This window comes from Streptomyces pallidus (ex Mingjun et al. 2026), from assembly GCF_051550185.1.
Lineage (GTDB): Bacteria > Actinomycetota > Actinomycetes > Streptomycetales > Streptomycetaceae > Streptomyces.
The window spans coordinates 2957057-2981321 of sequence record NZ_CP196181.1; the positions used below are offsets into that span (position 1 = coordinate 2957057).

A 24265-nucleotide genomic window follows, 5' to 3' on the forward strand; every position below is an offset into this window, starting at 1 on the left:
CGGGAGTACGCCGGGGGTTACTCGGGGCGCACCGCCGGTGTCACTGGCCCTGCTTGAACTCCAGGGCGGCCGCCATCCTGCCGAGGTCCTCGAACGGGGCCGTGCCCGTCACCACGGTGACGTGCCCCTGGTCGCGCCGTACGAGGGCGTCGTACTTCTCGCCGTCCCAGCGCTCCCACGCCACGTCGCCGACCTGCTGGGTCTCACCGGTGGCCGCCGCCCTTTGGGTGACCTTGTCGAGGTACTTGGGCGAGACGTCGCTCGACTGCTCGACGGCCACGTACTGGCCGGCGGGGTCCAGGAAGCCCAGGTGCCAGGCGTGGGAGTCCTTGCGGTCGAAGGTGACCGAGGTCGCCCGCCACTCGGCCGGCAGCCCCACGGGCGCGCCCACCGGGTACGGCGCCGCACGCCGGGCCGTGATCGTCTCCACGCGGTAGTCCACCACGTGCGTGGGATCGGCCTTGTCGTCGTGCGGGACGAAGACGTAGATCCCCGCCACCACGATGCCGATCACCGCCAGCGACCGGACCATGTCCCAGACCGTCTGCTTGCCTTTCATACCTGCCACGCCACCATCGTCCCCCATGGCCCGGGGCGATCTCCGCCGGGGTGGGCGCGGCGCACGGGTACCCGCGCGCGCGGGCCCCCGCACACCCCTCCGCACGCCCTTCGCAAGACGTCCGCTCAGGACAACCGGGCGACCGATAGTCCGCTCATACGTGACCCGCCCTGCTCAGTTTGTCAACGTAGCGATAGAGTTCGAGCACCCTCACCTTCCCGGCCGTCGTCGTACAGAAAGGTGCGCTCCGATGACCGAGCACAACCTGCCGCCCCAGCTCGAAGTCGCCCCCGAGGCACCCGACCGCAACCTCGCCCTGGAGCTCGTCCGGGTGACCGAGGCCGCGGCGATGGCCGCGGGCCGGTGGGTCGGGCGCGGGGACAAGATCGGCGCCGACGGCGCCGCGGTCAATGCGATGCGGACCCTGATCTCCACCGTCTCGATGAACGGCGTCGTCGTCATCGGCGAGGGAGAGAAGGACGAAGCCCCGATGCTCTACAACGGCGAGCGGGTCGGCGACGGCACCGGCGCCGAGGTCGACATCGCCGTGGACCCGATCGACGGCACCACCCTGAACGCCAAGGGCATGCCGAACGCCATCGCCGTCCTGGCCGCCGCCGACCGCGGCACCATGTTCGACCCCTCCGCGGTCTTCTACATGGACAAGCTGGTCACGGGCCCCGAGGCCGCCGACTTCGTCGACATCAACGCCCCCGTGTCGGTCAACATCCGCCGGGTCGCCAAGGCCAAGGGCATGGCCGTCGAGGACGTCACCGTGGTCATCCTGGACCGCCCCCGCCACGAGGGCATCGTCAAGGAGATCCGCGAGACCGGCGCCCGGATCAAGTTCATCTCCGACGGCGACGTCGCGGGCTCGGTCATGGCGGTGCGCGAGGGTACCGGCGTGGACATGCTGATGGGAATCGGCGGCACCCCCGAGGGCATCATCTCGGCCTGCGCCATCAAGTGCCTGGGCGGTGTCATCCAGGGCAAGCTGTGGCCGAAGGACGACGCCGAGCGGCAGAAGGCCGTCGACGCGGGCCACGACCTGGACCGCGTCCTGCACACCAACGACCTGGTGTCCGGCGACAACGTCTTCTTCGTCGCCACCGGCATCACGGACGGCGAGCTGCTGCGCGGCGTCCGCTACCGCTCGGAGACCGCGACCACGTCCTCCCTGGTCATGCGCTCGAAGTCCGGCACGATCCGGCAGATCGACTCCACCCACCGCCTGTCGAAGCTGCGCGCGTACAGCGCCATCGACTTCGACCGCGCGAAGTAGGAGTACGGATCCCGGATCCCGGATCCGGACCCGGGGCACGGTCAGGGGCCCCGGGTCCGGGCCACCGGCTTCGAGCGCACCCGGCCGGCGACCGTGCCGGCACAGCGAGAGGGGCGGTTCCCGTGTGCGGCGGGACCGCCCCTCTCGCATGCGCGCGTACGGGTCTCAGCCCGCGGCGGCTATCGGCCCGGCGCCCGGCGCGGCCTGGCGCAATTCCGCCGCCCGGCGCCGCCGCCGGGCCAGCACCACCCGGCGCTCCGCTGCGGTGAGCCCGCCCCACACCCCGTACGGCTCGGGCTGGAGCAGGGCGTGCTCGCGGCAGGCGACCATCACCGGACAGCGGGCGCAGACCCGCTTGGCCGCCTCCTCACGGGACAGCCGGGCCGCCGTGGGCTCCTTGGACGGGGCGAAGAACAGTCCCGCCTCGTCCCGCCGGCACACCGCCTCCGCGTGCCATGGGCCGTCATCCTCCCGTGCGGGCACCCGCGCCTTCGGCACGGCGACCGGACGTGCCTGAAGGGTCGGTACGGCGGCTACCTGCAGGGACTGATGCGGCGGATGCTGCACGGTCTACTCCTGACGACGGATACGCAAGCGAGAGACGATGCACCTGTCCCTACCCGCTGTACGCGCCCCTAAGCACTGCGTACGGCACGCCCGGCGGTGCGGGAAAAGTCGACCGAAATCCGACGCAGCGACGAAGGCGGCTGCACGCTGGGTGGACTTCCGCCTCCACCCGGGGTCGGCGCCCCGGATCCCCCCGTGGCGGGCCGAGGGGGCGGGGAGGCCCCGCGGCTATCCCTGCAGCCGCTTGTGCAGCTTGTGGGCCAGGTCGACCAGGCGGGAGCCGAGCTTGGGGCGGGCCTCGATGTTGCCCAGCAGGGCGAAGCCGCGGATGATCACCACGGGGGCGTTCGGGTCCGTGCCCGGGCGTCCCTCGTCGTGGACCTCGAAGTTGCCGAGGACGCCGCTGCCGTGGCCGCGCAGGGTGACGTTCTCCGGGACGAGGACCTCCACGTTCCCGAGGACGCACGCCACGTTGATCTCGGTGACCTGCTGTTCGAAGACGGCCTCGGTGAGGTCGATGGTGATGTCGCCCATGACGGAGACGGCTCGGGTCTGCGCGGCCGGCCGCCACCGCCCCTTGCGGGCGGAGCTGCTGCACACCGCGACCACCGTCTCGGCGTTGCCGGGCAGGCCGGCCGGTCCGGCCGGGGCGCGGCCCGCGGTGCCGGGCGCGTACGCGGACGCCGCCGGGGAGCCCCCGGGCGCGGGCAGGTCCCGTACCAGGACGTCCAGCTCGGCGACGGTCTTCAGGGTGTACAGGGAGTCCAGGCGCTCGGAGTGCTCGTCCGGGGTCAGCCGGCCCTCGGCGAGCGCGTCGGACAGGATCTGCGCGATCCGGTCGCGGTCGGCGTCGGAGGCGCGCAGTCCGCCGGTGGCCGGGGCCGCGGACGCGGGCGGCGTCACGACCGGGGCGGCCGCAGCGGCCGGGACGGTGGCGGGCGCGGCCGGGGCCGTGGCGGCGGCAGGGTCTGCGGGGTGCTTTTCCATGTCCACGTCGACCAGCATAGCGAGACACGATAGATCGCGATAGTCGCTGGTGAGCCTTACCTCACAGACACTTCCCCGCGGGGAGGTCCTACGCTGGTTGACCGCGCTGCCAAATCGGTCGTCAGCGCTGTCTGCCCGAGTGAGGATGACTGCCGTCATGCCAGAGTTTGCGTACACCGACCTGCTGCCCCTGGGCGAGGACTCCACGCCGTACCGGCTGGTGACCTCCGAGGGCGTCTCGACCTTCGAGGCCGACGGCCGTACGTTCCTCAAGGTGGAGCCCGAGGCGCTGCGCAAGCTCGCCGAGGAGGCCATCCACGACATCCAGCACTTCCTGCGCCCGGCCCACCTCGCGCAGCTGCGGCGGATCATCGACGACCCGGAGGCCTCCGCGAACGACAAGTTCGTCGCCCTGGACCTCCTCAAGAACGCGAACATCGCGGCCGCCGGCGTCCTGCCCATGTGCCAGGACACCGGCACGGCGATCGTCATGGGCAAGCGCGGCCAGAACGTCCTCACGGAGGGCGGTGACGAGGAAGCGCTCTCCCGCGGCATCTACGACGCGTACACGAACCTGAACCTGCGCTACTCGCAGATGGCCCCGCTGACCATGTGGGAGGAGAAGAACACCGGCTCGAACCTGCCCGCGCAGATCGAGCTGTACGCGACCGACGGCGGCGCGTACAAGTTCCTCTTCATGGCCAAGGGCGGCGGCTCCGCCAACAAGTCCTTCCTCTACCAGGAGACCAAGGCGGTCCTCAACGAGGCCTCCATGATGAAGTTCCTGGAGGAGAAGATCCGCTCGCTCGGCACGGCCGCCTGCCCGCCGTACCACCTGGCGATCGTCGTGGGCGGCACCTCGGCCGAGCACGCCCTGAAGACCGCCAAGTACGCCTCCGCGCACTACCTGGACGAGCTGCCCCGCGAGGGCTCCGCCCTGGGCCACGGCTTCCGCGACGAGGCCCTGGAGCAGCAGGTCTTCGAACTCACCCAGAAGATCGGCATCGGCGCCCAGTTCGGCGGCAAGTACTTCTGCCACGACGTGCGCGTGGTGCGCCTGCCGCGCCACGGCGCCTCGCTGCCCGTGGCCATCGCGGTGTCCTGCTCCGCCGACCGCCAGGCCGTCGCGAAGATCACCGCCGAGGGCGTCTTCCTGGAGCAGCTGGAGCGCGACCCGGCCCGCTTCCTCCCGGAGACCACGGACGACCACCTCTCGGGCGGCGAGGTCGTCACCATCGACCTCAACCAGCCGATGGACGACATCCTGGCCGAGCTGTCCCGGCACCCGGTCAAGACCCGCCTCTCCCTCACCGGCCCGCTGGTCGTGGCGCGCGACATCGCCCACGCGAAGATCAAGGAGCGGCTGGACGCGGGCGAGGAGATGCCGCAGTACCTCAAGGACCACCCGGTCTACTACGCCGGCCCAGCGAAGACCCCCGAGGGCTACGCCTCGGGCTCCTTCGGCCCGACCACGGCCGGCCGCATGGACTCGTACGTCGAGCAGTTCCAGGCGGCGGGCGGCTCCAAGGTCATGCTGGCCAAGGGCAACCGCTCGCAGCAGGTGACCAACGCCTGCGGCACGCACGGCGGCTTCTACCTCGGCTCGATCGGCGGCCCGGCGGCCCGGCTGGCCCAGGACTGCATCAAGAAGGTCGAGGTCGTCGAGTACGAGGAGCTCGGCATGGAGGCGGTCTGGAAGATCGAGGTCGAGGACTTCCCGGCGTTCATCGTCGTGGACGACAAGGGCAACGACTTCTTCCAGAACCCGGCCCCGGAACCGACCTTCACCCACATCCCGGTCCGCGGCCCCGGCCTCGCCTGACCACGAGCGGCCCCACCCCGCACCGAGCCCCCGACCGGGGGCTCTCCGCGTCCCGGCGGGGCCGCACCCGAGCAGTTCCGGTACCCGACGCCACCGTGACCGGCGGCGTCGTCACGCGCTCCGGGGACCGGACTGCGGGGCGCGCAGCAGTTCGGCCTCGGACGGGGTCGCTTCGAGGCCGTGTCGCCGGGCCGCGGCCAGCTCCGGCAGCGTCAGGCCGAACACCTCGCGGGCGGCCTTCAGCGGCACCCCGTCCGGCCCGCCCACGGCGACCCGGACCGTGCCCTCCTCGGCGACGATCCGCTCCCGGACCGGGGGCGGCGGTGGGCCCCAGCCGCCGGCGCAGGCCTGGGTGCCGCAGGCGGAGCAGTACACCTGGCCCTCCCAGCGCAGGCGCCCGTCCACGATGCGCTGCCAGGTTTCTCGGCGGCGGTGGGGGCAGGGGCGGGGTGGATTGTCATCAGGTGTTCGGCCACGTGTGGATGGTGCGGTACCGGCGGCTCCGTCGCAGCCGGTTAACGTCTCCCCTATGACACAGCTGCTCCCCACCGCCCGCGACGTACGGGTCATCGCCCACCGCGGGGCCTCCCACGAGCACCCCGAGCACACCCTCGCCGCGTACCGGCAGGCCATCGCCGACGGCGCGGACGCGCTGGAGTGCGACGTGCGGCTGACCGCCGACGGGCGGCTGGTGTGCGTGCACGACCGGACGGTGGAGCGCACCTCCGACGGGCGCGGGGTCGTCTCCGCGATGACGTACGAGCAGCTCGCCGCCCTCGACTTCGGCGGCTGGAAGGGCGAGGAGCACCGCGGGGCGCAGGTGCTGCTCTTCGAGGACCTGCTCAAGGAGGCGCTGGCCGCGGACCGGCCCGTCGGGCTGGCCGTCGAGACCAAGCACCCCAGCCGGGCCGGCGGCCGGCTGGAGGCGGAGCTGGTGCGCGTGCTGAGGGACCACGGGCTCGCCGACGGCGCCGACGGCCGCGTCGAGGTGATGAGCTTCTCGCGGAACGCGCTGGTCAGGATGAACCGGCTCGCGCCCGGACTGCCGGCCGTGTACCTGATCGAGCGGGCCGTGCGGCCGCCGCGGCCGCCGTTCGCGGGGCACGCCGGGCCGGGCATCGACCTGGTGCGCCGGGATCCGGGGCTGGTGGCGCGGCTGCGGGCCAAGGGGCTGCGGGTGCGGGTGTGGACGGTGGACGAGTTCGACGACGTCGAGCTGTGCCTGCGGCTCGGGGTGGACACGCTCATCACCAACCGGCCGCGCGAGGTCCGCGCGTACATCAACGCCCGCTAGGTTCTGTTTCCTGGATCTCCTGACGTGATCACGTTGTCGAGTTCATGCTGGCCAGCATGGTGGGGCGAGGAGATCTGACGAATGCGGAGTGGGAACGGCTGGAGCCGTTCCTGCCCCGTGGTGGGGCACGTGGTGGCCGGTGGAGCGAGCACCGGAGGGTCATTAACGGGGTGCTGTTCCGGGTGCGGACCGGTGTGCCGTGGCGGGATCTGCCGGAACGGTTCGGGCCGTGGGAGACCGTCTACAAGCGGCATCGCCGCTGGTCGGCCGATGGCACCTGGCAGTTGCTGCTGACGCGGGTGCAAGCCGCCGAGAACTCCGCGGACGGGATCGACTGGGCCGTGTCGGTGGACTCCACTACGACGCGAGCCCACCAGCACGCGGCTGGCGCGCGGAAGGCGGCCCCGCCGCCGGTTGCTCCTCAAAAGGGGGCCCGCAGCGGGGCAAACCAGGGCGATCCAGTGTTGCGGAGGCTGTCTGCCCGGCTGGCGGAGGTGGTGAGGCAGGCGAGTGCTTAGGGCGCTCGCGAGGCGGCTTTACCACGAAGATCCACCTGTCCGCCGACGGGCGATGCCGCCCGCTCTCGCTGGTCCTCACGCCCGGACAGTGCGGGGACAGCCCGCAGTTCGAGGCCGTGCTGGAGAAGATCTACGTGCCTTGCCCCGGGCCGGGCAGGCCCCGCACCCGGCCTGACAGTGTCAGCGCTGACAAGGCCTACAGCTCCCGCAGCAACCGCCGCTATCTGCGGAAACGTAAGATCCGGCACACCATTCCCGAGCCCAAGGACCAGCGCGCCAACCGCCGCAGACGAGGCTCTGCCGGCGGACGGCCCACCGGGTTCGACAAGGACCGGTACAAGAAACGCAACGTCGTCGAGCGGGCGATCAACCGCCTCAAGAACTTCAGGGCAGTCGCCACCCGCTACGACAAACGCGCCTACGTCTACCTCGGAACGGTCACTCTGGCAGCCCTCACCATCTGGCTCCGCACCTGATCCAGGAAACAGAACCTAGCCCGCTCGCCGCCTCTCCCCTGCCCTCCCCTGCTCGGCTCGGCTCTGCTCTGCTCTGCTCTGCCGATCGGCGTACGGTCTCCCCGGAGGTCCGGCCGATCGGCAGATGGCTGCCGGCCGGGGCTGCGGCCAGGCTTGTTCCGCAAGCGAACGGAGCACCTGGTCAAGGGAGTTCGGATGAAGATCCGCAGCATGGTCCTGTATGCCGCCGCGCTCGGCACCGTCGGCGCACTGGTTCTCGCGGCGCCCGCGCCGGCCTCCGCGCCGCGCGCCGCCGCCGTGCACGGCGCGGCGCGGGTGCTGTACTCGTACGCGCCGCAGGGCGACGTGATCCGGTTCGGCGTGGACGCCGAGGCGGCGCCGTACACCCGGCCGGTCACGATCGAGGGGAAGCCGCAGCCCGGGACGCCCGTGGACGCGAGGGGGAAGGTCACCGTCTACCACCAGCGGTCGTTCGACGGCAGCGTCGGGACGTCGGAGGCCGAGGTCGACTGCCTGATGACCGGCGACGGGGTGGCCACCCTCACGGCGGTCGTGACGAAGTCGAACGTCGGTACGGTCGGGGAGCGGATCGGCATCAGCGTGCAGGACGGCCGGCACGGCGCGCCCGACCGGCTGGGCTTCTCCTGGGGCGTCGCCGACCTGGACCCGGGCCGTGATCCGATCCTCGCCCGCGTCGGCACCTGCATGGCCCCGGCGCCGTTCACGACGGTGACCGGCGGCGGCTTCCAGGTGACCTCGGCCCCGCTGCCGCCGCTGCGCCCGTAGGAACACCCGGCCGGGTCGTCCGGCCGGGTGGGGGGTGCGGGCACCGCGGTACGGAGGGATCGGCAGTCAGGCGAAGCGCTGGTTCGCGGAGCCGTCGCAGGGCTGGAGCCGGAGGGGGTCCCTGGCCGCGCCGAGCGTCAGGCACATGCCGGTCGCGGCGGCAGGGCGGACGGTGGCGCCGTCGCGGACCCAGCGCTGGTTGGCGCCGCCGTGGCAGTTCCACAGGATCAGGCCGGTGCCCGCCCCGTAGGTGCCGCCGGGGGCGTCCAGGCAGCGGTCGTGGGTGAGCTCGACGTGTACGGCCGCGCCCGCCGGGTCGTACCACCAGCCCTGGTTGCGGCCGCCGTGGCAGTCCCAGCCGACGACCTTGGTGCCGTCGGCGCTGGAGCCGCCGCCGGCGTCGAGGCAGGTGCCGGTGGCCCCGTTCCGCAGCGGCCGGTACAGGTCGTCCCAGGCCCCGGACTGGAGGACGGGCGTGCCGGTGGACGCCGGGTCGGCGCAGGAGGCCTCGTGCAGGCCCGATCCGTACAGCAGGGTCAGGCAGGCGGCGAACGCGCCGTGGCCGCGCCGGTTGGGGTGGAACGACTGGCGGGCGGTGTTCTCGTCCCACGGGAAGTGGTCGCCGAGGTCCAGGTAGAGGCCGCGGGCCCAGGTGTCCTCCATGCACACCTCGTGGCCGTGGAAGAGCCGCGAGTTGTCCAGGTAGAGGGCGCCGGAGGCGCGGGCAGCCTCCCGCACGCCCTTCTCGAAGGCGGGCACGGCGTGGTTGCGGCCCCAGGCGGCGTCGGAGTCGTAGCCGGCGCAGCCGCCCGGGAGCTTCCCGGGGAAGCCGGGGTTGTCGTAGAAGTCGGGGCCTACGGGGCTGGGGTAGCCCATGACGACGAGCCTGTAGTCGGAGTCGGCGTAGCCGGCGCCGCGCATGACCGTCTTCAGGTCGGCGACCGTGGCCTCGACCTTGGGCCGCAGCCCGTCCACGCGGGCCTGCCAGCCGGGGGCGTACTTCGGCTCGCAGGTGCCCTGGCCGAGCACCCAGCGGGTGACGCAGTCGGTCATGACGGGGCCGAACTGGAGGTCGTCGTTGGCGCCGGCGACGAGCAGCACCAGCTTGATCCGGGTGTTGCGGGCCTTGATCGCCAGGCTGTCGCTCTGCACCAGATCGTCGGCGTACTGCCTGCTGCCGCCGATGCGGATGTTGCCGGTGTAGGCGCCCGAGCAGGCGACGTTGAAGGTGAGGTCGGCCGGGATGCCGGTGAGGTGGATGGCGGCGTCGGGCGAGCGGTGGCACTGGTTGTTCGGCGTGTTGGTCGCGGGCTCGTAGGTGCCGACGCCCTCGCCGGAGATCTCGCTGTCGCCGAGGGAGATCAGGCCGGTCTTCCGCTCGCCCATCGGGCGGATCGCGGGGTCGCCGTAGATGCTCGTGGCCTCGGCCGCCCGGACGGCCTCCAGTTCGGGCGGCAGTGCGGTGACGGCGCCGGAGGCGGCCGCCGGGGAGGCCGCCGGGGCGGCCGCGTGGGCCAGGGGGGTGACGCCGGTGACGCCTCCGAGGGCGGCCGCGAACGCCGCGACGGCGGCGACGGTACATCTGAGCTTGGGCGTCCTGCCTACACGTGTCATGTACGCCTCCCCGAGATCGGTATTACCGCCGGTACTTACTGCTCGGTAGGGGAGATGGGAACACTTCCGACAGGACGATTGCTCAACCTTGCGAGGAGGCCCGAACATGACGAACGATCAGCACGACGCCGCCCGGGACCAGGCGGGGCCGCACCGCGTCGAGCACGACTCCATGGGTGAGGTGAAGGTCCCCGCGCACGCCAAGTGGCGGGCCCAGACCCAGCGCGCGGTGGAGAACTTCCCGCTCTCCGGGCAGCGCCTGGAGCGCGCCCACATCGAGGCACTCGCCCGGATCAAGGCCGCCGCGGCGACGGTCAACGCGGAGCTGGGGGTGCTCGACCGCGAGCTCGCCGCGGCCGTCGTCGCGGCCGCGGCCGAGGTGGCCGAGGGCCGGTGGGACGACCACTTCCCCGTGGACGTGTTCCAGACGGGGTCCGGGACCTCGTCCAACATGAACGCCAACGAGGTGATCGCCACCCTGGCCGCCGAGCGGCTCGGCCGCGACGTCCACCCCAACGACCACGTCAACGCCTCGCAGAGCTCCAACGACGTGTTCCCGTCGTCCATCCACATCGCCGCGACCGCCGCCGTCACCCACGACCTCGTCCCCGCCCTGCGCCACCTCGAACTCGCCCTGGAGCGCAAGGCCGCCGCCTTCGCCGAGGTGGTCAAGGCGGGCCGGACCCACCTGATGGACGCCACGCCGGTCACCCTGGGCCAGGAGTTCGGCGGGTACGCCGCCCAGGTCCGCTACGGCATCGAACGGCTGGAGGCGGCCCTGCCCCGGCTGGCCGAACTGCCGCTGGGCGGCACCGCGGTGGGCACGGGGATCAACACCCCGGCCGGCTTCTCCGCCTCCGTGATCGCCGAGGTGGCCGCCGCGACCGGGCTGCCGCTGACCGAGGCCCGCGACCACTTCGAGGCCCAGGGCGCCCGGGACGCGCTGGTGGAGACCTCGGGCATGCTCCGCACCATCGCCGTCTCCCTCACGAAGATCTGCAACGACCTGCGCTGGATGGCCTCCGGACCGCGTACGGGATTGGCCGAAATCAACCTCCCGGATCTCCAGCCGGGGTCCTCGATCATGCCCGGCAAGGTCAACCCGGTCGTCCCCGAGGCCGTGCTGATGATCGCCGCGCAGGTGACCGGAAACGACACCGCGGTCGCGGTGGCGGGCGCCGCGGGCAACTTCGAGCTCAATGTGATGCTCCCCGTGATGGCCCGGAACCTGCTCGAATCGATCCGCCTGCTGTCCTCCGCGAGCCGCCTGCTCGCCGACCGCACCGTCGACGGGATCACCGCCAACGTGGCCCGGGCCAGGGAGTACGCCCAGTCCTCCCCCTCCGTGGTCACCCCGCTCAACCGGTACATCGGTTACGAGGAGGCCGCCAAGGTCGCCAAGCGGGCCCTCGCCGAGCGGAAGACGATCAGGCAGGTCGTCCTGGAGGCCGGCTACGTCGACCGGGGCGACCTGACCGTGGAGCAGCTCGACGAGGCCCTCGACGTCCTGCGGATGACCCGACCCTGAAACGGTTCCCGACAGGGGCCGGATCCGGTCGTTTCCCGTCCCCGAACCCCTCCGTGACCTGCACCGCAGCGAGCGCAGGGGCCCCAGCCCTAATATCTGCGCATGACAGGTACCTCAGGCCGCGGGGGCGGCGAAGCACAGGGCGGGCGCTGGCGGCCGGGGACCCAGGTCCTCTGGCGGTACCGCGACCACGCCCCGGGCCTGACGGGCGCGGTCCACATCTGCCGCCCGGTGACCGTGGTGCAGGACACGGCGGAGCTGCTGGCGGTGTGGATGGCGCCCGGCACCGAGTGCGTCAAGCCGGTGCTCGCCGACGGTACCCCCGTGCACGAGGAGCCGCTCGCCACCCGCTACACCGCGCCCCGCACCACCGTGCGCTCCCGCTGGTTCGGCACGGGCGTGCTGAAGCTGGCCCGGCCCGGGGACCCGTGGTCGGTGTGGCTGTTCTGGGAGCACGGCTGGCGGTTCAAGAACTGGTACGTCAACCTCGAGGAGCCGCGGTCGCGCTGGACGGGCGGGATCGACTCCGTCGACCACTTCCTCGACATCTCCGTCTACCCGGACCGCACGTGGAAGTGGCGCGACGAGGACGAGTTCGCGCAGGCGCAGCAGGTCGGACTGCTGGACGCAGGCCAGGCGCTGCGCGTGCAGGAGGCCGGGCAGGCGGCCCTGGAGGTCGTCAAGGCGTGGGGGGCTCCGTTCTCGGACGGGTGGGAGGGCTGGCGGCCCGATCCGGCCTGGGGCGTTCCGGCCCTGCCGGCGGACTGGGACCGCACTCCGGCGTACATGACCTCATGAGACCCTTGATGCGCCCCGGGGGTTGAACCGTAATATCTCCCTCCGCAAGGTCGCGTGCGGGTGCCGCACCCTGCCGTACTTCCGTAAATCTCGTGTCGGACGCGGAAATTGACTTGAGGTCAACGCCGGGGCGAGAGGGTAACGTGCGGGTGGGGGTCCCCGCGGACGAAGTCGGGGCGGGCGTCCCCCTGACCGAGTTTGGGGAGGAACCGCGGGGTGATGGTGTCCCCGCCGCTGAGCGGGTATACCGCGACTGACCGAGTTGAGTGCAGCGCACATCGAGCGCAAACGGACGGAATGCCACGCGTGACGGAGTACCCCACCTCGCAGGAGGGCCCGCAGCCTGCCGCAGCCGCCGCGGCACCGGCCCAGGGCGGCCCCGGCACGCCCTCCTCCTCCGCCTCCGCTGCCGCCGGCACCGCGGACGGGCGGGCCCGTGCCGCGGTCCCAAGTGGGTGCACGGACGAGCTGGGCCACGGGAAGGCTCCCGCCCCGGCCGCCGAGGGCGTGCGCGGTACGGCCGGTCCCGGCGCCGACCCCGTGCGCGCGCACGCGGACACCCCCGGTCCCGGCCCGGACGTCCCACGGCCCCGCGACGGCGGGGCGACCCCCGGTCCGGACCCCGCGGCCGCACCCGCCCGCGAGGAGGGCCGCTCCGCGGCACAGGCCGTCCCGCGGACCCGGCGCCGGCGCGGCCGCACCCGGGACTCCGAGGCCGCCCGGACCGCCGCAGCGGCCCGCCCCGCACGTACGGGGGAGGAGCGGCCGGCCGCGCAGGCGGCAACGGCCGCGGCGGCGGCCGCAGCTGACGCCATACCGGACGCGGTACGCAGCCGCGCGGCCGACGCCGGCGGTACGGACGCCGCCGGCGCCGAGAGCGGCAAGGGCAGCAAGAGCGGAACCAGCAGCACCGGCACGGCCACCGCCGGCCTCGACCCCGTCGACCTCGTCGACCCGGTCGACCCCGCCGACCCGGAGGGCACCCCGCAGCCCGGCGCGCCCGACGTCCGGGACACGGCGGGGACCGGGGACCGGGCGGCGCCCGGCGGCGCCGTGCCCTCCGTCGGCAGCGTCGAGGGGGCCCTCGCCCGCCGGGAGGGCGACCGGCTGCGGTTCGTCGGCGCCGCCACGCGCCGCATCGCCCGCGGCATCGACCTCGACGAGATCGTGCTCGGCCTGTGCCGGGCCACCGTGCCGACGTTCTCCGACGCCATCCTCGTCTACCTGCGCGATCCCCTGCCGGTCGGCGACGAACGGCCCGTGGGCCCGGTCGTTTTAAGGCTGCGCCGCACCGACCGGCTCCGGCCGATCGACGACCTGACCGGAGCCGAGGGCGCCGGTGCCGCGGGGGGCGCCGGGGAGCTCGACTTCAGCCAGTTGCCGTTGGTCGGCCCGCAGGGCGACCTGCCCGCCGCCGAGCTGTGCGAGATCCTGCACGGCGGGGCGCTCGCCGAGGTGCTGCGCGGCGTCCGGCCCGTCTTCGCGTCCTCGGAGGGCGCGCAGGACGCGCTGCCGGAGCTGCTGGGCGCGGAGCACCCCGTACCGCGCGGCCGGAGGGCCGTCCTCGCGCCGCTGCGCGGCCGCCGCCGGGTGATCGGCGCCGCCGTGTTCCTGCGCAGCCCGGAGCGGCCCGCGTTCGAGCAGAACGACCTGCTGGTCGCCGCCCAGCTGGCCACGCACACCGCGCTCGGCATCGACAAGGCCGTCCTGTACGGCCGCGAGGCGTACATCGCGGACGAACTCCAGCGCACCATGCTGCCGCACAGCCTGCCCCAGCCCACCGGGGTCCGGCTGGCCTCCCGCTACCTGCCGGCGGCCGAGACCGCGCGGGTCGGCGGGGACTGGTACGACGCCATACCCCTGCCGGGCAGCCGGGTCGCGCTCGTCGTCGGCGACGTCATGGGCCACTCCATGACGTCCGCCGCGATCATGGGGCAGCTGCGGACCACCGCGCAGACCCTGGCGCAGCTGGACCTGCCGCCCGCCGAGGTGCTGCACCACCTGGACGAGCAGGCGCAGCGGCTGGGCTCCGACCGCATGGCGACCTGCATGTACGCCGTGTACGACCCCGTGTCGCACCGGATCACCATCGCCAACGCCGGCCACCCGCCGCCCGTGCTGCTGCACCTGGGCGGCCGCGCCGAGGTGCTCCGGGTGCCCCCGGGCGCGCCCATCGGCGTCGGCGGCGTCGACTTCGAGGCCGTGGAGCTGGACGCCCCGGCCGGGGCCACGCTGCTGCTCTACACCGACGGGCTGGTGGAGTCCCGGCTGCGGGACGTGTGGACCGGCATCGAGCAGCTGCGCGAGCGGCTGGCCACGACCGCCCAGCTGACCGGGCTGGACCACCCGCCGCCGCTGGAAGCGCTCTGCGACGACGTCCTCGACATGCTGGGGCCCGGCGACCGGGACGACGACATCGCGCTGCTCGCGGCCCGCTTCGACGGGATCGCGCCCAGCGACGTGGCGTACTGGTTCCTCGACCCGGAGGAGACCGCCCCGGGGCGGGCCCGCCGGTTCGCCCGTCGGGCACTGGCCCGCTGGGGCCTGGAGGAGCTTGAGGACTCGGTGGAGCTGCTGGTCAGCGAGGTGGTCACCAATGCCGTGCGGTACGCGGAACGGCCGGTCACCCTGCGCCTGCTGCGGACGGACGTGCTGCGCTGCGAGGTCGGCGACGACTCCCCGCAACTGCCGCGCCAGCGGCGGGCCCGGGAGACCGACGAGGGCGGTCGCGGGCTCTTCCTCGTCAACCGGATGGCCCGGCGCTGGGGAGCGACCCGGCTGAGCAGCGGCAAGGTGGTCTGGTTCGAGCTGTCGCTGCCGGGCGGCCACGACCGCCGCTGAGGACCGCCGAGGGCGTCTGAGCCTGCTGGACGGCCCGGGGGAGCCCACAGGGCACCTCCGGGCCGTCAGGGCCGCGCCCAGCCCGCGCGACGGCTCCGCACCGCGCAGAAGACCGCCGCCCCGCAGCTCGTGAGCTGCGGGGCGGCGGTCCTTCGTGTGGTGCGTGCGGCCTACGGGTTCTGCTGGCCGAACGGCGGCTGGATCGGCGGGGTCGCGCCGCTCTTGGTCGGGTCCGGCTTCACCGTGCCGCTCTTGGTCGGGTCCGGCTTGCCGCTGCTCTTGCTCGGGTCCGGGCTCGCCGAGCTGCTCTTGCTCGGGTCCGGGCTCGCCGAGCTGCTCTTGCTCGGGTCCGGGCTGGCCGAGCTCGTCGAGGCCGACGGGGAGGTGCTGCGCGACGGGAGCTGTACGGGACCCATGTCCGCCTCGGACAGGTCGAACTTCGCCGTGTTCACGCCCTTGAGCGCGGCCAGCGTGTACGCCTTCCAGATCTCCGCCGGGAAGCTGGAGCCGCCGGCGCGTCCGCCGCCCGCGGTACCGGTCAGGGTGGTCTGCTTGGCGGTTCCCGGCTCCTCACCGAACATCGCGACGACGGTCACGAGTTCGGGCGTGTACGCGGTGAACCAGGCGGCGACGTTGGACTCGGTGGTACCGGTCTTGCCGGCGGCCTCGTACGCGGAGCTGCGCACGGCCTTGCCGGAGCCGTCGTTGACGACGCCCGTGAGGACCTTGGTGACGGTGTCGGCGGTCTCGCGGCTGAGGACCTGCTGGCCGGACTCGGGCTTCTTGAACTCGCGCTCGGCGTGCTCGGCGCTCTTGATGATCGAAGGGGTGACCTTCTTGCCGTGGTTGTCGAGGGTCGCGTAGACGGCCGCCATCTCAAGGGTGTTGGCGCTCATGGTGCCGAGCGACATGGCCGGCTTGTCCTCGGGCCAGCCCTGACGGTCCTTCATGCCGAGCTCGAGGGCCGTCTTCTTGGCGTTCGGCGGCTTCACGTCGACGATCATCTGGGCGTACACGGAGTTCACCGAGAAGTTGGTGGCCTCCTGCACCGTCATCATCGGGGTGCCGTAGTCCTTGTCGTCCTGGTTCTGCGGGTTGAACGGGACGCTGCTGCCCACGACCGCGCGCTTGCTGGTGCCGTCGTACAGGGCGTTCGGCGTGATCGGCTTCTTGTCCTGGGTGAGGGCCTTGTTCTCCAGGGCGGAGGCCAGCACGACCGGCTTGAACGTCGAGCCCGGCTGGAAGTCGGTGCGCAGGGCGTTGCTCGCCCAGTGGTCGGACAGGCCGGTGCCGCCGTACATGGCGACGATCGCGCCGGTCTTCGGGTCGACGGAGGTGGCGCCGGCCTGCACGGCCGCGTCGACGGGCCGGTTCTTGCGGTCGAGCTTCGACTCCAGCTCGTCCTTGACGGCCGTCTCCAGGGCCTTCTGCTTCTTCGGGTCGATGTTGAGGGTGATCTCCCAGCCGCCCGCCTGGAGTTCGGCGGCGGTCATGCCGGTCTGGCGGCGCAGCTCGGCGTCGGCGGCCTGCTTCAGGTAGCCCTTCTGGCCGTCCAGGCCCGGGGCGGGCTTGGGCTTGACCGGCTCCTGGAACTTCAGCGTCTGGCGCTTGGCCTCGTCCAGCGCGCCCATCTCGACCATGTTCTGGAAGACGCCGTTGAAGCGGACGGTGACGAGTTCCTTGCCCTTCGGGCTGGCGGTCGCCCAGTCGTAGTCGCTGGGGGCCTGGAGGAGGGCCGCGAGGTACGCGCCCTGCTCCAGCGTCAGCTTCTCGACGTCGGTGTTGTAGTACGCCTGGGCGGCGGCCTGGATGCCGTAGGCGCCGCGCCCGAAGTAGCTGGTGTTCAGGTAACCCGCGAGGATGTCGTCCTTCTCCATGCGCTGGTCGACCTTGAGGGAGATCACCAGCTCCTTGAGCTTGCGGGTGGGGGTCTGGTCCTGGGTCAGGTAGAAGTTCTTGACGTACTGCTGGGTGATCGTCGAACCGCCCGCCGCACCCTTGCCCAGGGCCGTGCGGAACAGGCCCCGGGCCACGCCCATGAAGTCGACGCCGCGGTCCTCGTAGAAGGACTTGTTCTCGATGGCGATGAACGCCGTCTGGATCTCCTTCGGGACCTTGTTGATCGGGACGATCTCGCGGTTCATCTCGCCGACGCGGGCCATGAGGGTCCCGTCGGCGTACTTGTACGTGTTGCTCTGCTGGATCGCCTCGGCGTTGGGGTCGGGCTCGTCGACGTAGTAGTACAGGCCGACGAGTGCGGCCATGCCGAGCAGGATCATCCCGAAGAAAGTCCCCAGGACCGTCTTCCAGTTGAGGAAGCGGCGTATGCCGGTGCGCTTGCCGGCCTGCCCCTTTCCACTGGCGCGCCCGCGCGGCGACCGCCGCGCGCTGCGCTGCTGCTGCGCTTTACGCGCTTCTGCTCGGCCCATCGCTCCCGCTCCGCTCGAATTCCCCCCCGACGTCAGCTGAAAAAGCTAACACCGCAGGTTGTGGCAAAGGTTTGCCAAGTATGAACAAAACCGTTCAATTCGGACGTGAGAATCAGCACCCACGTCAAGGGAACCGACGCTCGTGCGCCCCGGAGGGTTGCGGTGACCCCGAAAAGTGATATCACTTTGCTAGGGCGTCCGATCGATCGGACCCATGGGAACGGGGGCAAGTCATAACAGAAGCGGCACGGGTCGAGACGGGCGTACGGGAGTTCCCGGCGCGCAGCGTGGGCGGCGGACTCGCCCTCCTGCTCGGCCTTGCGGGGGCGGCCGTGGGGGTGCTGCTGATCGCCCTGGGCGCAGCCGGGGAGGCCGGCGTGCGGCACCTCGGCCTGATCGTGCCCGGGATCCTGCTGGTGGCCGTCTCGCTGCTGGCGATGAGCGGGCTGAACACGGTCTCGCCGGGCGAGGCCCGGGTGGTGCAGCTCTTCGGCCGCTACCGCGGGACCATCCGCACGGACGGCCTGCGTTGGGTGAACCCGCTGACCTCGCGGGACTCGATATCCACCCGCGTGCGCAACCACGAGACGGCCGTCCTGAAGGTCAACGACGCCTACGGCAACCCGATCGAGCTGGCCGCGGTCGTGGTGTGGCGGGTCCAGGACACGGCCCGCGCCAGCTTCGAGGTCGAGGACTTCGCCGAGTTCGTGGAGACCCAGGCCGAGGCGGCGGTCCGGCACATCGCGATCGAGTACCCCTACGACGCCCACGACGAGGGCGGCCTGTCGCTGCGCGGCAACGCCGAGGAGATCACCGAGAAGCTGGCCCTGGAGCTCTCGGCGCGGGTCGACGCGGCCGGCGTCGAGATCATCGAGTCGCGCTTCACACATCTCGCGTACGCTCCGGAGATCGCCTCCGCGATGCTCCAGCGCCAGCAGGCGGGCGCGGTCGTGGCGGCCCGCAAGCAGATCGTCGAAGGCGCGGTCGGGATGGTGGAACTGGCCCTGACCCGCCTACAGGAGGAGGACATCGTGGAGCTGGACCCCGAGCGCAAGGCCGCCATGGTCTCCAACCTGATGGTGGTCCTCTGCGGGGACCGCGCGGCCCAGCCCGTCGTCAACACCGGCACCCTCTACCAGTGAGCCCGTCCGGCGAGGCGGAGGCCGCGGAGCCCGGGCACGGGCACGGGCCCGCGCCGAAGCGGGCCGCGCGCGCCGGACGGCAGGAGCGCAAGCAGGTGCTGCTGCGGCTCGACCCGCAGGTGTACGAGGCCCTCGCGCGCTGGGCCGGCGAGGAACTGCGCAGCGCCAACGCGCAGATCGAGTTCCTGCTGCGGCGCGCGCTGGCGGAGACCGGCCGGCTCCCGGGCGGGGCGGCCCCGATCCCGCCGCGCGGCCGACCGCGGTCCGGGCCGCGGCCCTGAGGGCCGCGGCCCGGTCAGCGCGTGCGGCTGAGCAGCACGAAGCCGGACTCGTTGGCCACCGTGCGGTATCCGCGGCTCCTGGCCTCAGCGAGCGCGACGGCCTCGTCGAGGGCGTCCAGCGGCCAACGCAGCTCGGGCGCGACGCGGGTGTCCACCAGGATCCACTCGGGGTTCGGCCGGCTGTCGGGCCAGCCGAACAGGCTGACGCTCGTCCGGTGGACCAGGTGCGGGACGAGGCGGTCGGACGCCTGGACGGTCGCGCCGTCCGGGATCCGGTCCATCACGCGGTGCGCCACCGCCACCCGGGGATCGGCCTTCCAGAAGAGCGGCTGGAACAGCTGCCCCAGCGAGTGACTCGGCAGCAGCAGCACGCAGACCCCGGCCGCGCCCAGCAGGTGGCGACGCAACCCGGCGGTGGTGGTGCCGCGCCGCTGCAGGGCGTCGACGAACGCCGCGAAGAGGATCGGCATGAGGATGAGGGAGTAGTGGAAGCCGGTGCCCCAGTGGGATTCGTACTCGGAGAACCCCCGCCACAGCAGGGTCGGCACCGCGACCAGGACCAGCGGTGAGCGCACGGCCAGGAACAGGGTCGGCGCCAGCAGCATGACCAGGGTCGTCACCTTGACCTCGGGGGTGACGAGCCCGATCGTGGCCGCATACAGCAGCTGCCCGAGGCTCCTGCCGGAGCCGTCGCCGTCCACGTAGCCGACGTAGAAGTACCCGCCGCCCGGGTTGAACGCGGGCAGCACCACGACCACGGCCAGGGCGGCGCCCGCCACCCCGGCCACGGCGGCGGCGATCCCGAGCCGGCGCCCGCCCTTGCCGGCGCGCCATGCGGCCAGCAGCCCGATCACGGCGACGGTGAGCCCCATGTCCTCCTTCACCAGCAGCAGCGGCAGCGCCCACAGCACGGCCGCCCGCGGCCGCCCCTGGCCCAGCGCCGCCAGGGAGCAGGCCAGCAGCGGGACGGCGAAGGCCCACTCGTGGAAGTCGAAGCCGACCCCGCTCGCGATGCCCCACGAGAGCCCGTAGGCGAGCCCGACGACCACCCCCGCGGCGGTGCCCAGCGCCCGGTGCGCCCAGCGCATCAACGGCAGCGCGCTCACCGCGACGAGGGCCGCCTGCGCCACCAGCAGGGTGCGGGCCGACGGCCAGATCCAGTACGCCGGGGCCAGGAGGGCCAGGACCGGGGAGAAGTGGTCGCCGAGCAGGGGGAAGCCCGGCCCCTTGACCTCGGAGACCGGCAGGTGCCCCGCCGCGTAGGAGCGGACGGCCTGTTCGAAGATCGCCAGGTCGAAGCTGTGCGATTGCAGCCGTTCATGGGTGCGCAGCGACAGCGTCGCGTAGAGGAGGAGGAGACCGGAGACCACCGCCCACGTCCACCACGGGGGTTCAGACCGCCCGGCGGACGCGGTGGCGGCCGGGGTCGGCCGGCCGTCCGTCCGCGCCGGTGCGGCCGACTGCTGCGGCGGGAGCGCGGGGGTGTCCGCGGGAGGTGCGTGCATGGTGCGCCTTTCGGGAGACGGGGCCGCCGGAACGCGGCCGGTACGAGGCCGGAGCGGCCGGAGCGGCCGGAGCAGGGCCGGAGCGGGACCCGGGAAAACGGGACCGGTGCCCACAAAGTGCCAGCCGCTCCCGGAGCCGGCGCCGAGCCGGCGCCTCCGGGCTGCAAGTCCCTTCGAATGGCCGCAGGACGGGGCGGCGCCCACCTCTGCACCGCGTGTATACACATCGCGTATACACCGGATGTATAGTCCGGGGCATGTCCATCGGTCACACGCTCCTCGGCCTCCTGGAGGCCGGCCCCCGGCACGGCTACGACCTCAAGCGCGCCTTCGACGAGAAGTTCGGCCACGACCGCCCGCTCGCCTACGGGCAGGTCTACTCGACCATGTCCCGCCTCCTGAAGAACGGCCTCGTCGAGGTCGACGGGATCGAGGCGGGCGGCGGCCCCGACCGCAAGCGGTACGCCATCACCGACGCCGGCGTCACCGACGTCACGGCCTGGCTCGCCCAGCCCGAGAAGCCCGAGCCCTACCTCCAGTCCACCCTCTACACCAAGGTCGTCCTGGCGCTGTTGACCGGGCGCAGCGCCGCCGACCTGCTGGACACCCAGCGCGCCGAGCACCTGCGGCTGATGCGCGTCCTGACCCAGCGCAAGCGCAAGGGGGACCTCGCCGACCAGTTGGTCTGCGACCACGCCCTGTTCCACCTCGAAGCCGACCTGCGGTGGCTGGAGCTCACCGCCGCCCGCCTCGACCAGCTCCGGCAGGAGGTGGCCCGGTGACCCCCGCCGGCTCCCTGCTCGCCGCCACGGACCTCCGCAAGGCGTACGGGACCACGTACGCCCTGGACGGCGCCGGGTTCTCCATCCACCCCGGCGAGGTCGTCGCCGTCATGGGCCCCTCCGGTTCCGGCAAGTCCACCCTGTTGCACTGCCTGGCCGGCATCGTGACGCCCGACTCCGGTTCCATCACCTACGCGGGCCGCGAGCTGACCGCGATGAACGACGCCGAGCGCAGTGCCCTGCGCCGCACGGACTTCGGCTTCGTCTTCCAGTTCGGCCGCCTCGTGCCCGAGCTGACCTGCGTGGAGAACGTCGCCCTGCCGCTGCGGCTGACCGGCGTCAAACGCCGGGAGGCCGAGCGGACCGCCCTGCACTGGATGGAGCAGCTCCAGGTCGACGACCTGGCCCGCAAGCGCCCCGGCGAGGTCAGCGGCGGCCAGGGCCAGCGCGTCGCCGTGGCCCGCGCCCTGGTCGCCGGCCCGCGGGTGGTCTTCGCGGACGAGCCCACCGGCGCCCTCGACTCCCTCAACGGCGAACTCGTGATGCAGCTGCTGACCGAGTCCGCCCGGGCCGCCGACACCGCCGTCGTCCTCGTCACGCACGAGACCCGGGTGGCCGCGTACTCCGACCGCGAGATCGTCGTCCGTGACGGCCGGTCCCGCGACATGGAGCGGATCGCATGAACCTGCTCCGTACCTGGGCCCGCGACCTGGCCATGGGCGTCCGGTTCGCCGTCGGCGGCGGCCGCGAGGGCCGGGTGCGCACCCTCCTGACCGGTGTGGGCGTCGGCCTCGGCGTCGCCCTGCTCCTGGGCACCACCGCCGTGCCCGCCGCGATGGCGGCCCGCGACGCGCGCGGCGACGCCCGCGAGACGATCACCTCCCACACCGCCGACCGGCCGGGGCGGAACACCCTGCTGATCGCCCCCGGGAACATGACCTACCGCTCGGACGACGTCAGCGGGCGCCTGGTCCAACCCGAGGGGCCCGACGCGCCGGTCGCACCCGGGCTCAGGAGGTACCCGGGCCCCGGTGAACTGGCCGTCTCCCCCGCCCTCGACCGGCTGCTGAAGAGCGACGCCGGCAAGCTGCTGCGCGAGCGCCTCGACGGTCGGGTCACGGCCGTCATCGGCGACGCCGGACTCGTCGGACCGGGCGAGCTCTACTACTACGCGGGCACCGACCGGCTCTCCCAGGAGGCGGACAGCCCCTACGTCCAGCGGATCACCGCCTTCGAGAACACCCTGGAGGCCCAGCCCCTCGACCCGGTCCTGGCCCTGCTCGTGCTCGTCATGTTCACCGCCCTGCTGGTGCCGGTGGCCGTGTTCGTCGCAGCCGCCGTCCGCTTCGGCGGCGACCGCCGCGACCAGCGCCTCGCCGCCCTGCGCCTGGTCGGCGCGGACGGGCGGACGACCCGCCGGATCGCCGCCGGGGAGGCGCTCGCCGGCGCGGTGGTCGGCCTGTTCCTGGGCGCCGGGTTCTTCCTCGCGGCCCGGCGGCTCACCCCGTACGTCAGCATCCAGGACCGCAGCCTCTTCCCCGCCGACCTCGCCCCTGCCTGGCCGCTGGCCCTGGCGGTCGCCGTCGCCGTCCCGGCCGCGGCCGTCCTCGTGACCCTGTTCGCGCTGCGGGGCGCGGTCATCGAGCCGCTGGGCGTGGTGCGCTCGGCTCCTCCGGTCCGGCGCCGCCTGTGGTGGCGGCTGCTGCTGCCGCCGACCGGACTCGGCCTGCTGGTCCCGATGACGGGCCGCGGCAACGAGTCCGGCCGGTTCAACCAGTGGCAGGTGTCCGCCGGCGTGGTGCTGCTCCTCGTGGGCATCACCGCCCTGCTGCCCTGGCTGCTGGAGCGGGCCGTCGGCCTGTCCGGCGGGGCCGGACCGGTCTCCTGGCAGCTGGCCGTGCGCCGGCTCCAGCTCACCAGTGGCACCGCCGCCCGACTGGTCGGCGGCATCGCGGTCGCGGTCGCCGGGGCCATCGCCCTGCAGATGCTCTTCGCCGGCGTCGAGCGCGACTACTCCGAGGAGACCGGCCAGGACCCGGGCCGGGCCTCGCTGTCGATCCTCACCCGCTCCGGCACCGAGGACCGGGTCGACGCCCTCGGCAAGGCGGTGGCCGGCACCAGGGGCATCGCCAAGGCCGTCCCGCTGGCCTTGGCTTCGGCCGCCGCCGACCCCGCGGACGCGGAGTCCGACCCGGTCCAGCTCACCGTCGGCACGTGCGCCGCCCTCAGCGAGGTCGCCGTGCTGCCCTCCTGCCGGGACGGCGACGCCTTCGCCCTGACGGGCGGCACCACCCCGCGCGGCGAGCGGGCCACCGCGGCCCCCGGCGAGAAGCTGTACACGGGGAACCTCCACGACCCGGACGGCCCGCCGCCCACCGTCTGGACCGTGCCCGCCTCCACCCGCCCGGTGCAGGCCCGCAAGGACCCGGTCGGCGCGACGCGCAGCGGCCTGCTGGTCACCCCGGCCGCCGCCCCGAAGGTGCAGCGCTACGGCTCCGCCCAGGTGTACATCACCCTGGACCCGGCAACGCCGGACGCGATGGAGCTGGCCCGGACGGCGGCCTACAAGGCCGACCCGCTGGCCACCGTGATGACCCTCCAGGCGACCCGGACGGCCCCCGAGCTCGGCTCCATCCGGACCGGCCTGTTCATCGGCGCCACCCTCGTCCTCGTCCTGATCGGCGCCAGCCTTCTGGTGTCCCAGCTGGAGCAGCTGCGGGAGCGCCGGACACTGCTGGCCGCCCTGGTCGCCTTCGGTACCAGGCGCTCGACGCTGAGCCTGTCGGTGCTCTGGCAGACGGCCCTGCCGGTCCTGCTCGGCCTGGCGCTGGCCACCGTCATCGGCCTCACGCTCGGGGCGGTGCTGATGCGGATGACCAACGTGCCCGTCCGCGTCGACTGGGCCTCGGTCGCGGGGATGGCCGGCATCGGGGCCGCCACCGTCGCCGTGGTGACCCTGCTCAGCCTGCCGCCGCTGCTGCGGATGATGCGCCCGGACGGTCTGCGCACCGAGTGACCGGCGCGCCGACCGGCGCCGTACGCACGCCCGTTCCC

General features: G+C 72.9%; 19 protein-coding genes and 1 pseudogene. 13 read left to right on the forward strand and 7 right to left on the reverse strand.

The genetic code is table 11. The features are described from left to right. Nucleotides 1-40: 40 nt before the first annotated feature. Nucleotides 41-559, reverse strand: coding sequence for a DUF4245 domain-containing protein (locus ACSHWO_RS12690; protein ID WP_361099544.1), 519 nt, complete (start codon nt 557-559; stop codon nt 41-43). Between the two features lie 250 nt (nt 560-809). Here ACSHWO_RS12690 and glpX point away from each other — a divergent pair, with 250 nt between their 5' ends. After that, complete coding sequence (glpX, locus tag ACSHWO_RS12695) at nt 810-1841, forward strand: class II fructose-bisphosphatase (RefSeq protein ID WP_361099404.1); 1032 nt, start codon at nt 810-812, stop codon at nt 1839-1841. A gap of 165 nt (nt 1842-2006) precedes the next feature. Here the strand turns inward: glpX and ACSHWO_RS12700 are convergent, their stop codons facing one another. Together ACSHWO_RS12700 and ACSHWO_RS12705 are read right to left on the reverse strand one after the other, a co-directional pair. Next, the gene (locus ACSHWO_RS12700) at nt 2007-2408 is read right to left on the reverse strand and encodes a WhiB family transcriptional regulator (RefSeq protein WP_385838002.1); all 402 of its coding nucleotides are present in this window, start codon (nt 2406-2408) and stop codon (nt 2007-2009) included. A gap of 228 nt (nt 2409-2636) precedes the next feature. After that, complete coding sequence (locus tag ACSHWO_RS12705) at nt 2637-3401, reverse strand: DUF1707 SHOCT-like domain-containing protein (protein WP_438311853.1); 765 nt, start codon at nt 3399-3401, stop codon at nt 2637-2639. 151 nt (nt 3402-3552) lie between these two features. On the opposite strand from ACSHWO_RS12705, the gene ACSHWO_RS12710 reads away from it, so the two are divergent. Continuing rightward, entirely contained in the window at nt 3553-5217 is a 1665-nt protein-coding gene (locus tag ACSHWO_RS12710) for a fumarate hydratase (protein WP_404234194.1), read from the forward strand. A gap of 111 nt (nt 5218-5328) precedes the next feature. Here the strand turns inward: ACSHWO_RS12710 and ACSHWO_RS12715 are convergent, their stop codons facing one another. Then, entirely contained in the window at nt 5329-5622 is a 294-nt protein-coding gene (locus ACSHWO_RS12715; RefSeq protein ID WP_438311857.1) for a hypothetical protein, read from the reverse strand. Between the two features lie 124 nt (nt 5623-5746). On the opposite strand from ACSHWO_RS12715, the gene ACSHWO_RS12720 reads away from it, so the two are divergent. From ACSHWO_RS12720 to ACSHWO_RS12730, 3 genes and pseudogenes are all read left to right on the forward strand, one after another. Beyond that, a complete protein-coding gene (locus ACSHWO_RS12720; RefSeq protein WP_385837974.1) occupies nt 5747-6511 on the forward strand; it encodes a glycerophosphodiester phosphodiesterase in 765 nt (254 codons plus the stop codon). 59 nt (nt 6512-6570) lie between these two features. Beyond that, nucleotides 6571-7505: pseudogene (locus tag ACSHWO_RS12725) on the forward strand (IS5 family transposase). Between the two features lie 195 nt (nt 7506-7700). Continuing rightward, nucleotides 7701-8291 (forward strand): hypothetical protein, encoded by a 591-nt coding sequence (locus tag ACSHWO_RS12730; RefSeq protein WP_385837969.1) that lies wholly within the window; start codon nt 7701-7703, stop codon nt 8289-8291. 66 nt (nt 8292-8357) lie between these two features. Here ACSHWO_RS12730 and ACSHWO_RS12735 read toward each other — a convergent pair whose 3' ends face one another. Continuing rightward, the gene (locus tag ACSHWO_RS12735; RefSeq protein ID WP_438311860.1) at nt 8358-9905 is read right to left on the reverse strand and encodes a ricin-type beta-trefoil lectin domain protein; all 1548 of its coding nucleotides are present in this window, start codon (nt 9903-9905) and stop codon (nt 8358-8360) included. Nucleotides 9906-10011: 106 nt separating this feature from the next. On the opposite strand from ACSHWO_RS12735, the gene ACSHWO_RS12740 reads away from it, so the two are divergent. The 3 genes from ACSHWO_RS12740 (at nt 10012) to ACSHWO_RS12750 (ending at nt 15072) form a co-directional block, all read left to right on the forward strand. Further along, entirely contained in the window at nt 10012-11433 is a 1422-nt protein-coding gene (locus ACSHWO_RS12740; RefSeq protein ID WP_438311862.1) for a class II fumarate hydratase, read from the forward strand. A 102-nt stretch (nt 11434-11535) separates the two neighbouring features. Then, complete coding sequence (fomD, locus tag ACSHWO_RS12745) at nt 11536-12231, forward strand: cytidylyl-2-hydroxypropylphosphonate hydrolase (protein WP_385837958.1); 696 nt, start codon at nt 11536-11538, stop codon at nt 12229-12231. Nucleotides 12232-13044: 813 nt separating this feature from the next. After that, complete coding sequence (locus tag ACSHWO_RS12750) at nt 13045-15072, forward strand: SpoIIE family protein phosphatase (protein WP_438319068.1); 2028 nt, start codon at nt 13045-13047, stop codon at nt 15070-15072. Between the two features lie 170 nt (nt 15073-15242). Here ACSHWO_RS12750 and ACSHWO_RS12755 read toward each other — a convergent pair whose 3' ends face one another. Continuing rightward, a complete protein-coding gene (locus tag ACSHWO_RS12755) occupies nt 15243-17501 on the reverse strand; it encodes a transglycosylase domain-containing protein (RefSeq protein WP_385837943.1) in 2259 nt (752 codons plus the stop codon). 233 nt (nt 17502-17734) lie between these two features. Here ACSHWO_RS12755 and ACSHWO_RS12760 point away from each other — a divergent pair, with 233 nt between their 5' ends. Both ACSHWO_RS12760 and ACSHWO_RS12765 read left to right on the forward strand, forming a co-directional pair. Continuing rightward, the gene (locus tag ACSHWO_RS12760; RefSeq protein WP_361101004.1) at nt 17735-18643 is read left to right on the forward strand and encodes an SPFH domain-containing protein; all 909 of its coding nucleotides are present in this window, start codon (nt 17735-17737) and stop codon (nt 18641-18643) included. Further along, nucleotides 18640-18924, forward strand: coding sequence for a hypothetical protein (locus ACSHWO_RS12765; protein ID WP_385837930.1), 285 nt, complete (start codon nt 18640-18642; stop codon nt 18922-18924). The genes ACSHWO_RS12760 and ACSHWO_RS12765 overlap by 4 nt, the downstream gene beginning before the upstream one ends. Nucleotides 18925-18938: 14 nt before the next feature. On the opposite strand, the gene ACSHWO_RS12770 is transcribed toward ACSHWO_RS12765, so the two are convergent. After that, a complete protein-coding gene (locus ACSHWO_RS12770; protein WP_438311865.1) occupies nt 18939-20429 on the reverse strand; it encodes a DUF2079 domain-containing protein in 1491 nt (496 codons plus the stop codon). 257 nt (nt 20430-20686) lie between these two features. Here ACSHWO_RS12770 and ACSHWO_RS12775 point away from each other — a divergent pair, with 257 nt between their 5' ends. The 3 genes from ACSHWO_RS12775 to ACSHWO_RS12785 are packed head-to-tail and all read left to right on the forward strand — an operon-like array spanning nt 20687 to nt 24227. Further along, on the forward strand, nt 20687-21211 hold the full coding sequence (locus tag ACSHWO_RS12775; RefSeq protein WP_385837923.1) for a PadR family transcriptional regulator: 525 nt from the start codon (nt 20687-20689) through the stop codon (nt 21209-21211). After that, nucleotides 21208-21894: an ABC transporter ATP-binding protein gene (locus ACSHWO_RS12780; RefSeq protein ID WP_385837914.1), complete on the forward strand. Its 687-nt coding sequence runs from the start codon at nt 21208-21210 to the stop codon at nt 21892-21894. The genes ACSHWO_RS12775 and ACSHWO_RS12780 overlap by 4 nt, the downstream gene beginning before the upstream one ends. Then, nucleotides 21891-24227 carry an FtsX-like permease family protein gene (locus tag ACSHWO_RS12785; RefSeq protein ID WP_438311868.1) on the forward strand — a complete coding sequence of 779 codons (2337 nt, stop codon included), beginning with the start codon at nt 21891-21893 and terminating at the stop codon, nt 24225-24227. Before ACSHWO_RS12780 ends, ACSHWO_RS12785 begins: the two co-directional genes overlap by 4 nt. Nucleotides 24228-24265 lie beyond the last annotated feature (38 nt).

Bases quoted from the DNA above. Each gene is read 5' to 3' on its own strand.
- ACSHWO_RS12720 (WP_385837974.1), top strand. From the start codon at position 5,747: ATGACACAGCTGCTCCCCACCGCCCGCGACGTACGGGTCATCGCCCAC.
- ACSHWO_RS12740 (WP_438311862.1), top strand. From the start codon at position 10,012: ATGACGAACGATCAGCACGACGCCGCCCGGGACCAGGCGGGGCCGCAC.
- ACSHWO_RS12775 (WP_385837923.1), top strand. From the start codon at position 20,687: ATGTCCATCGGTCACACGCTCCTCGGCCTCCTGGAGGCCGGCCCCCGG.
- ACSHWO_RS12730 (WP_385837969.1), top strand. From the start codon at position 7,701: ATGAAGATCCGCAGCATGGTCCTGTATGCCGCCGCGCTCGGCACCGTC.
- glpX (WP_361099404.1), top strand. From the start codon at position 810: ATGACCGAGCACAACCTGCCGCCCCAGCTCGAAGTCGCCCCCGAGGCA.
- ACSHWO_RS12755 (WP_385837943.1), bottom strand. From the start codon at position 17,501: ATGGGCCGAGCAGAAGCGCGTAAAGCGCAGCAGCAGCGCAGCGCGCGG.
- ACSHWO_RS12710 (WP_404234194.1), top strand. From the start codon at position 3,553: ATGCCAGAGTTTGCGTACACCGACCTGCTGCCCCTGGGCGAGGACTCC.
- ACSHWO_RS12735 (WP_438311860.1), bottom strand. From the start codon at position 9,905: ATGACACGTGTAGGCAGGACGCCCAAGCTCAGATGTACCGTCGCCGCC.
- fomD (WP_385837958.1), top strand. From the start codon at position 11,536: ATGACAGGTACCTCAGGCCGCGGGGGCGGCGAAGCACAGGGCGGGCGC.
- ACSHWO_RS12690 (WP_361099544.1), bottom strand. From the start codon at position 559: ATGAAAGGCAAGCAGACGGTCTGGGACATGGTCCGGTCGCTGGCGGTG.
- ACSHWO_RS12785 (WP_438311868.1), top strand. From the start codon at position 21,891: ATGAACCTGCTCCGTACCTGGGCCCGCGACCTGGCCATGGGCGTCCGG.
- ACSHWO_RS12770 (WP_438311865.1), bottom strand. From the start codon at position 20,429: ATGCACGCACCTCCCGCGGACACCCCCGCGCTCCCGCCGCAGCAGTCG.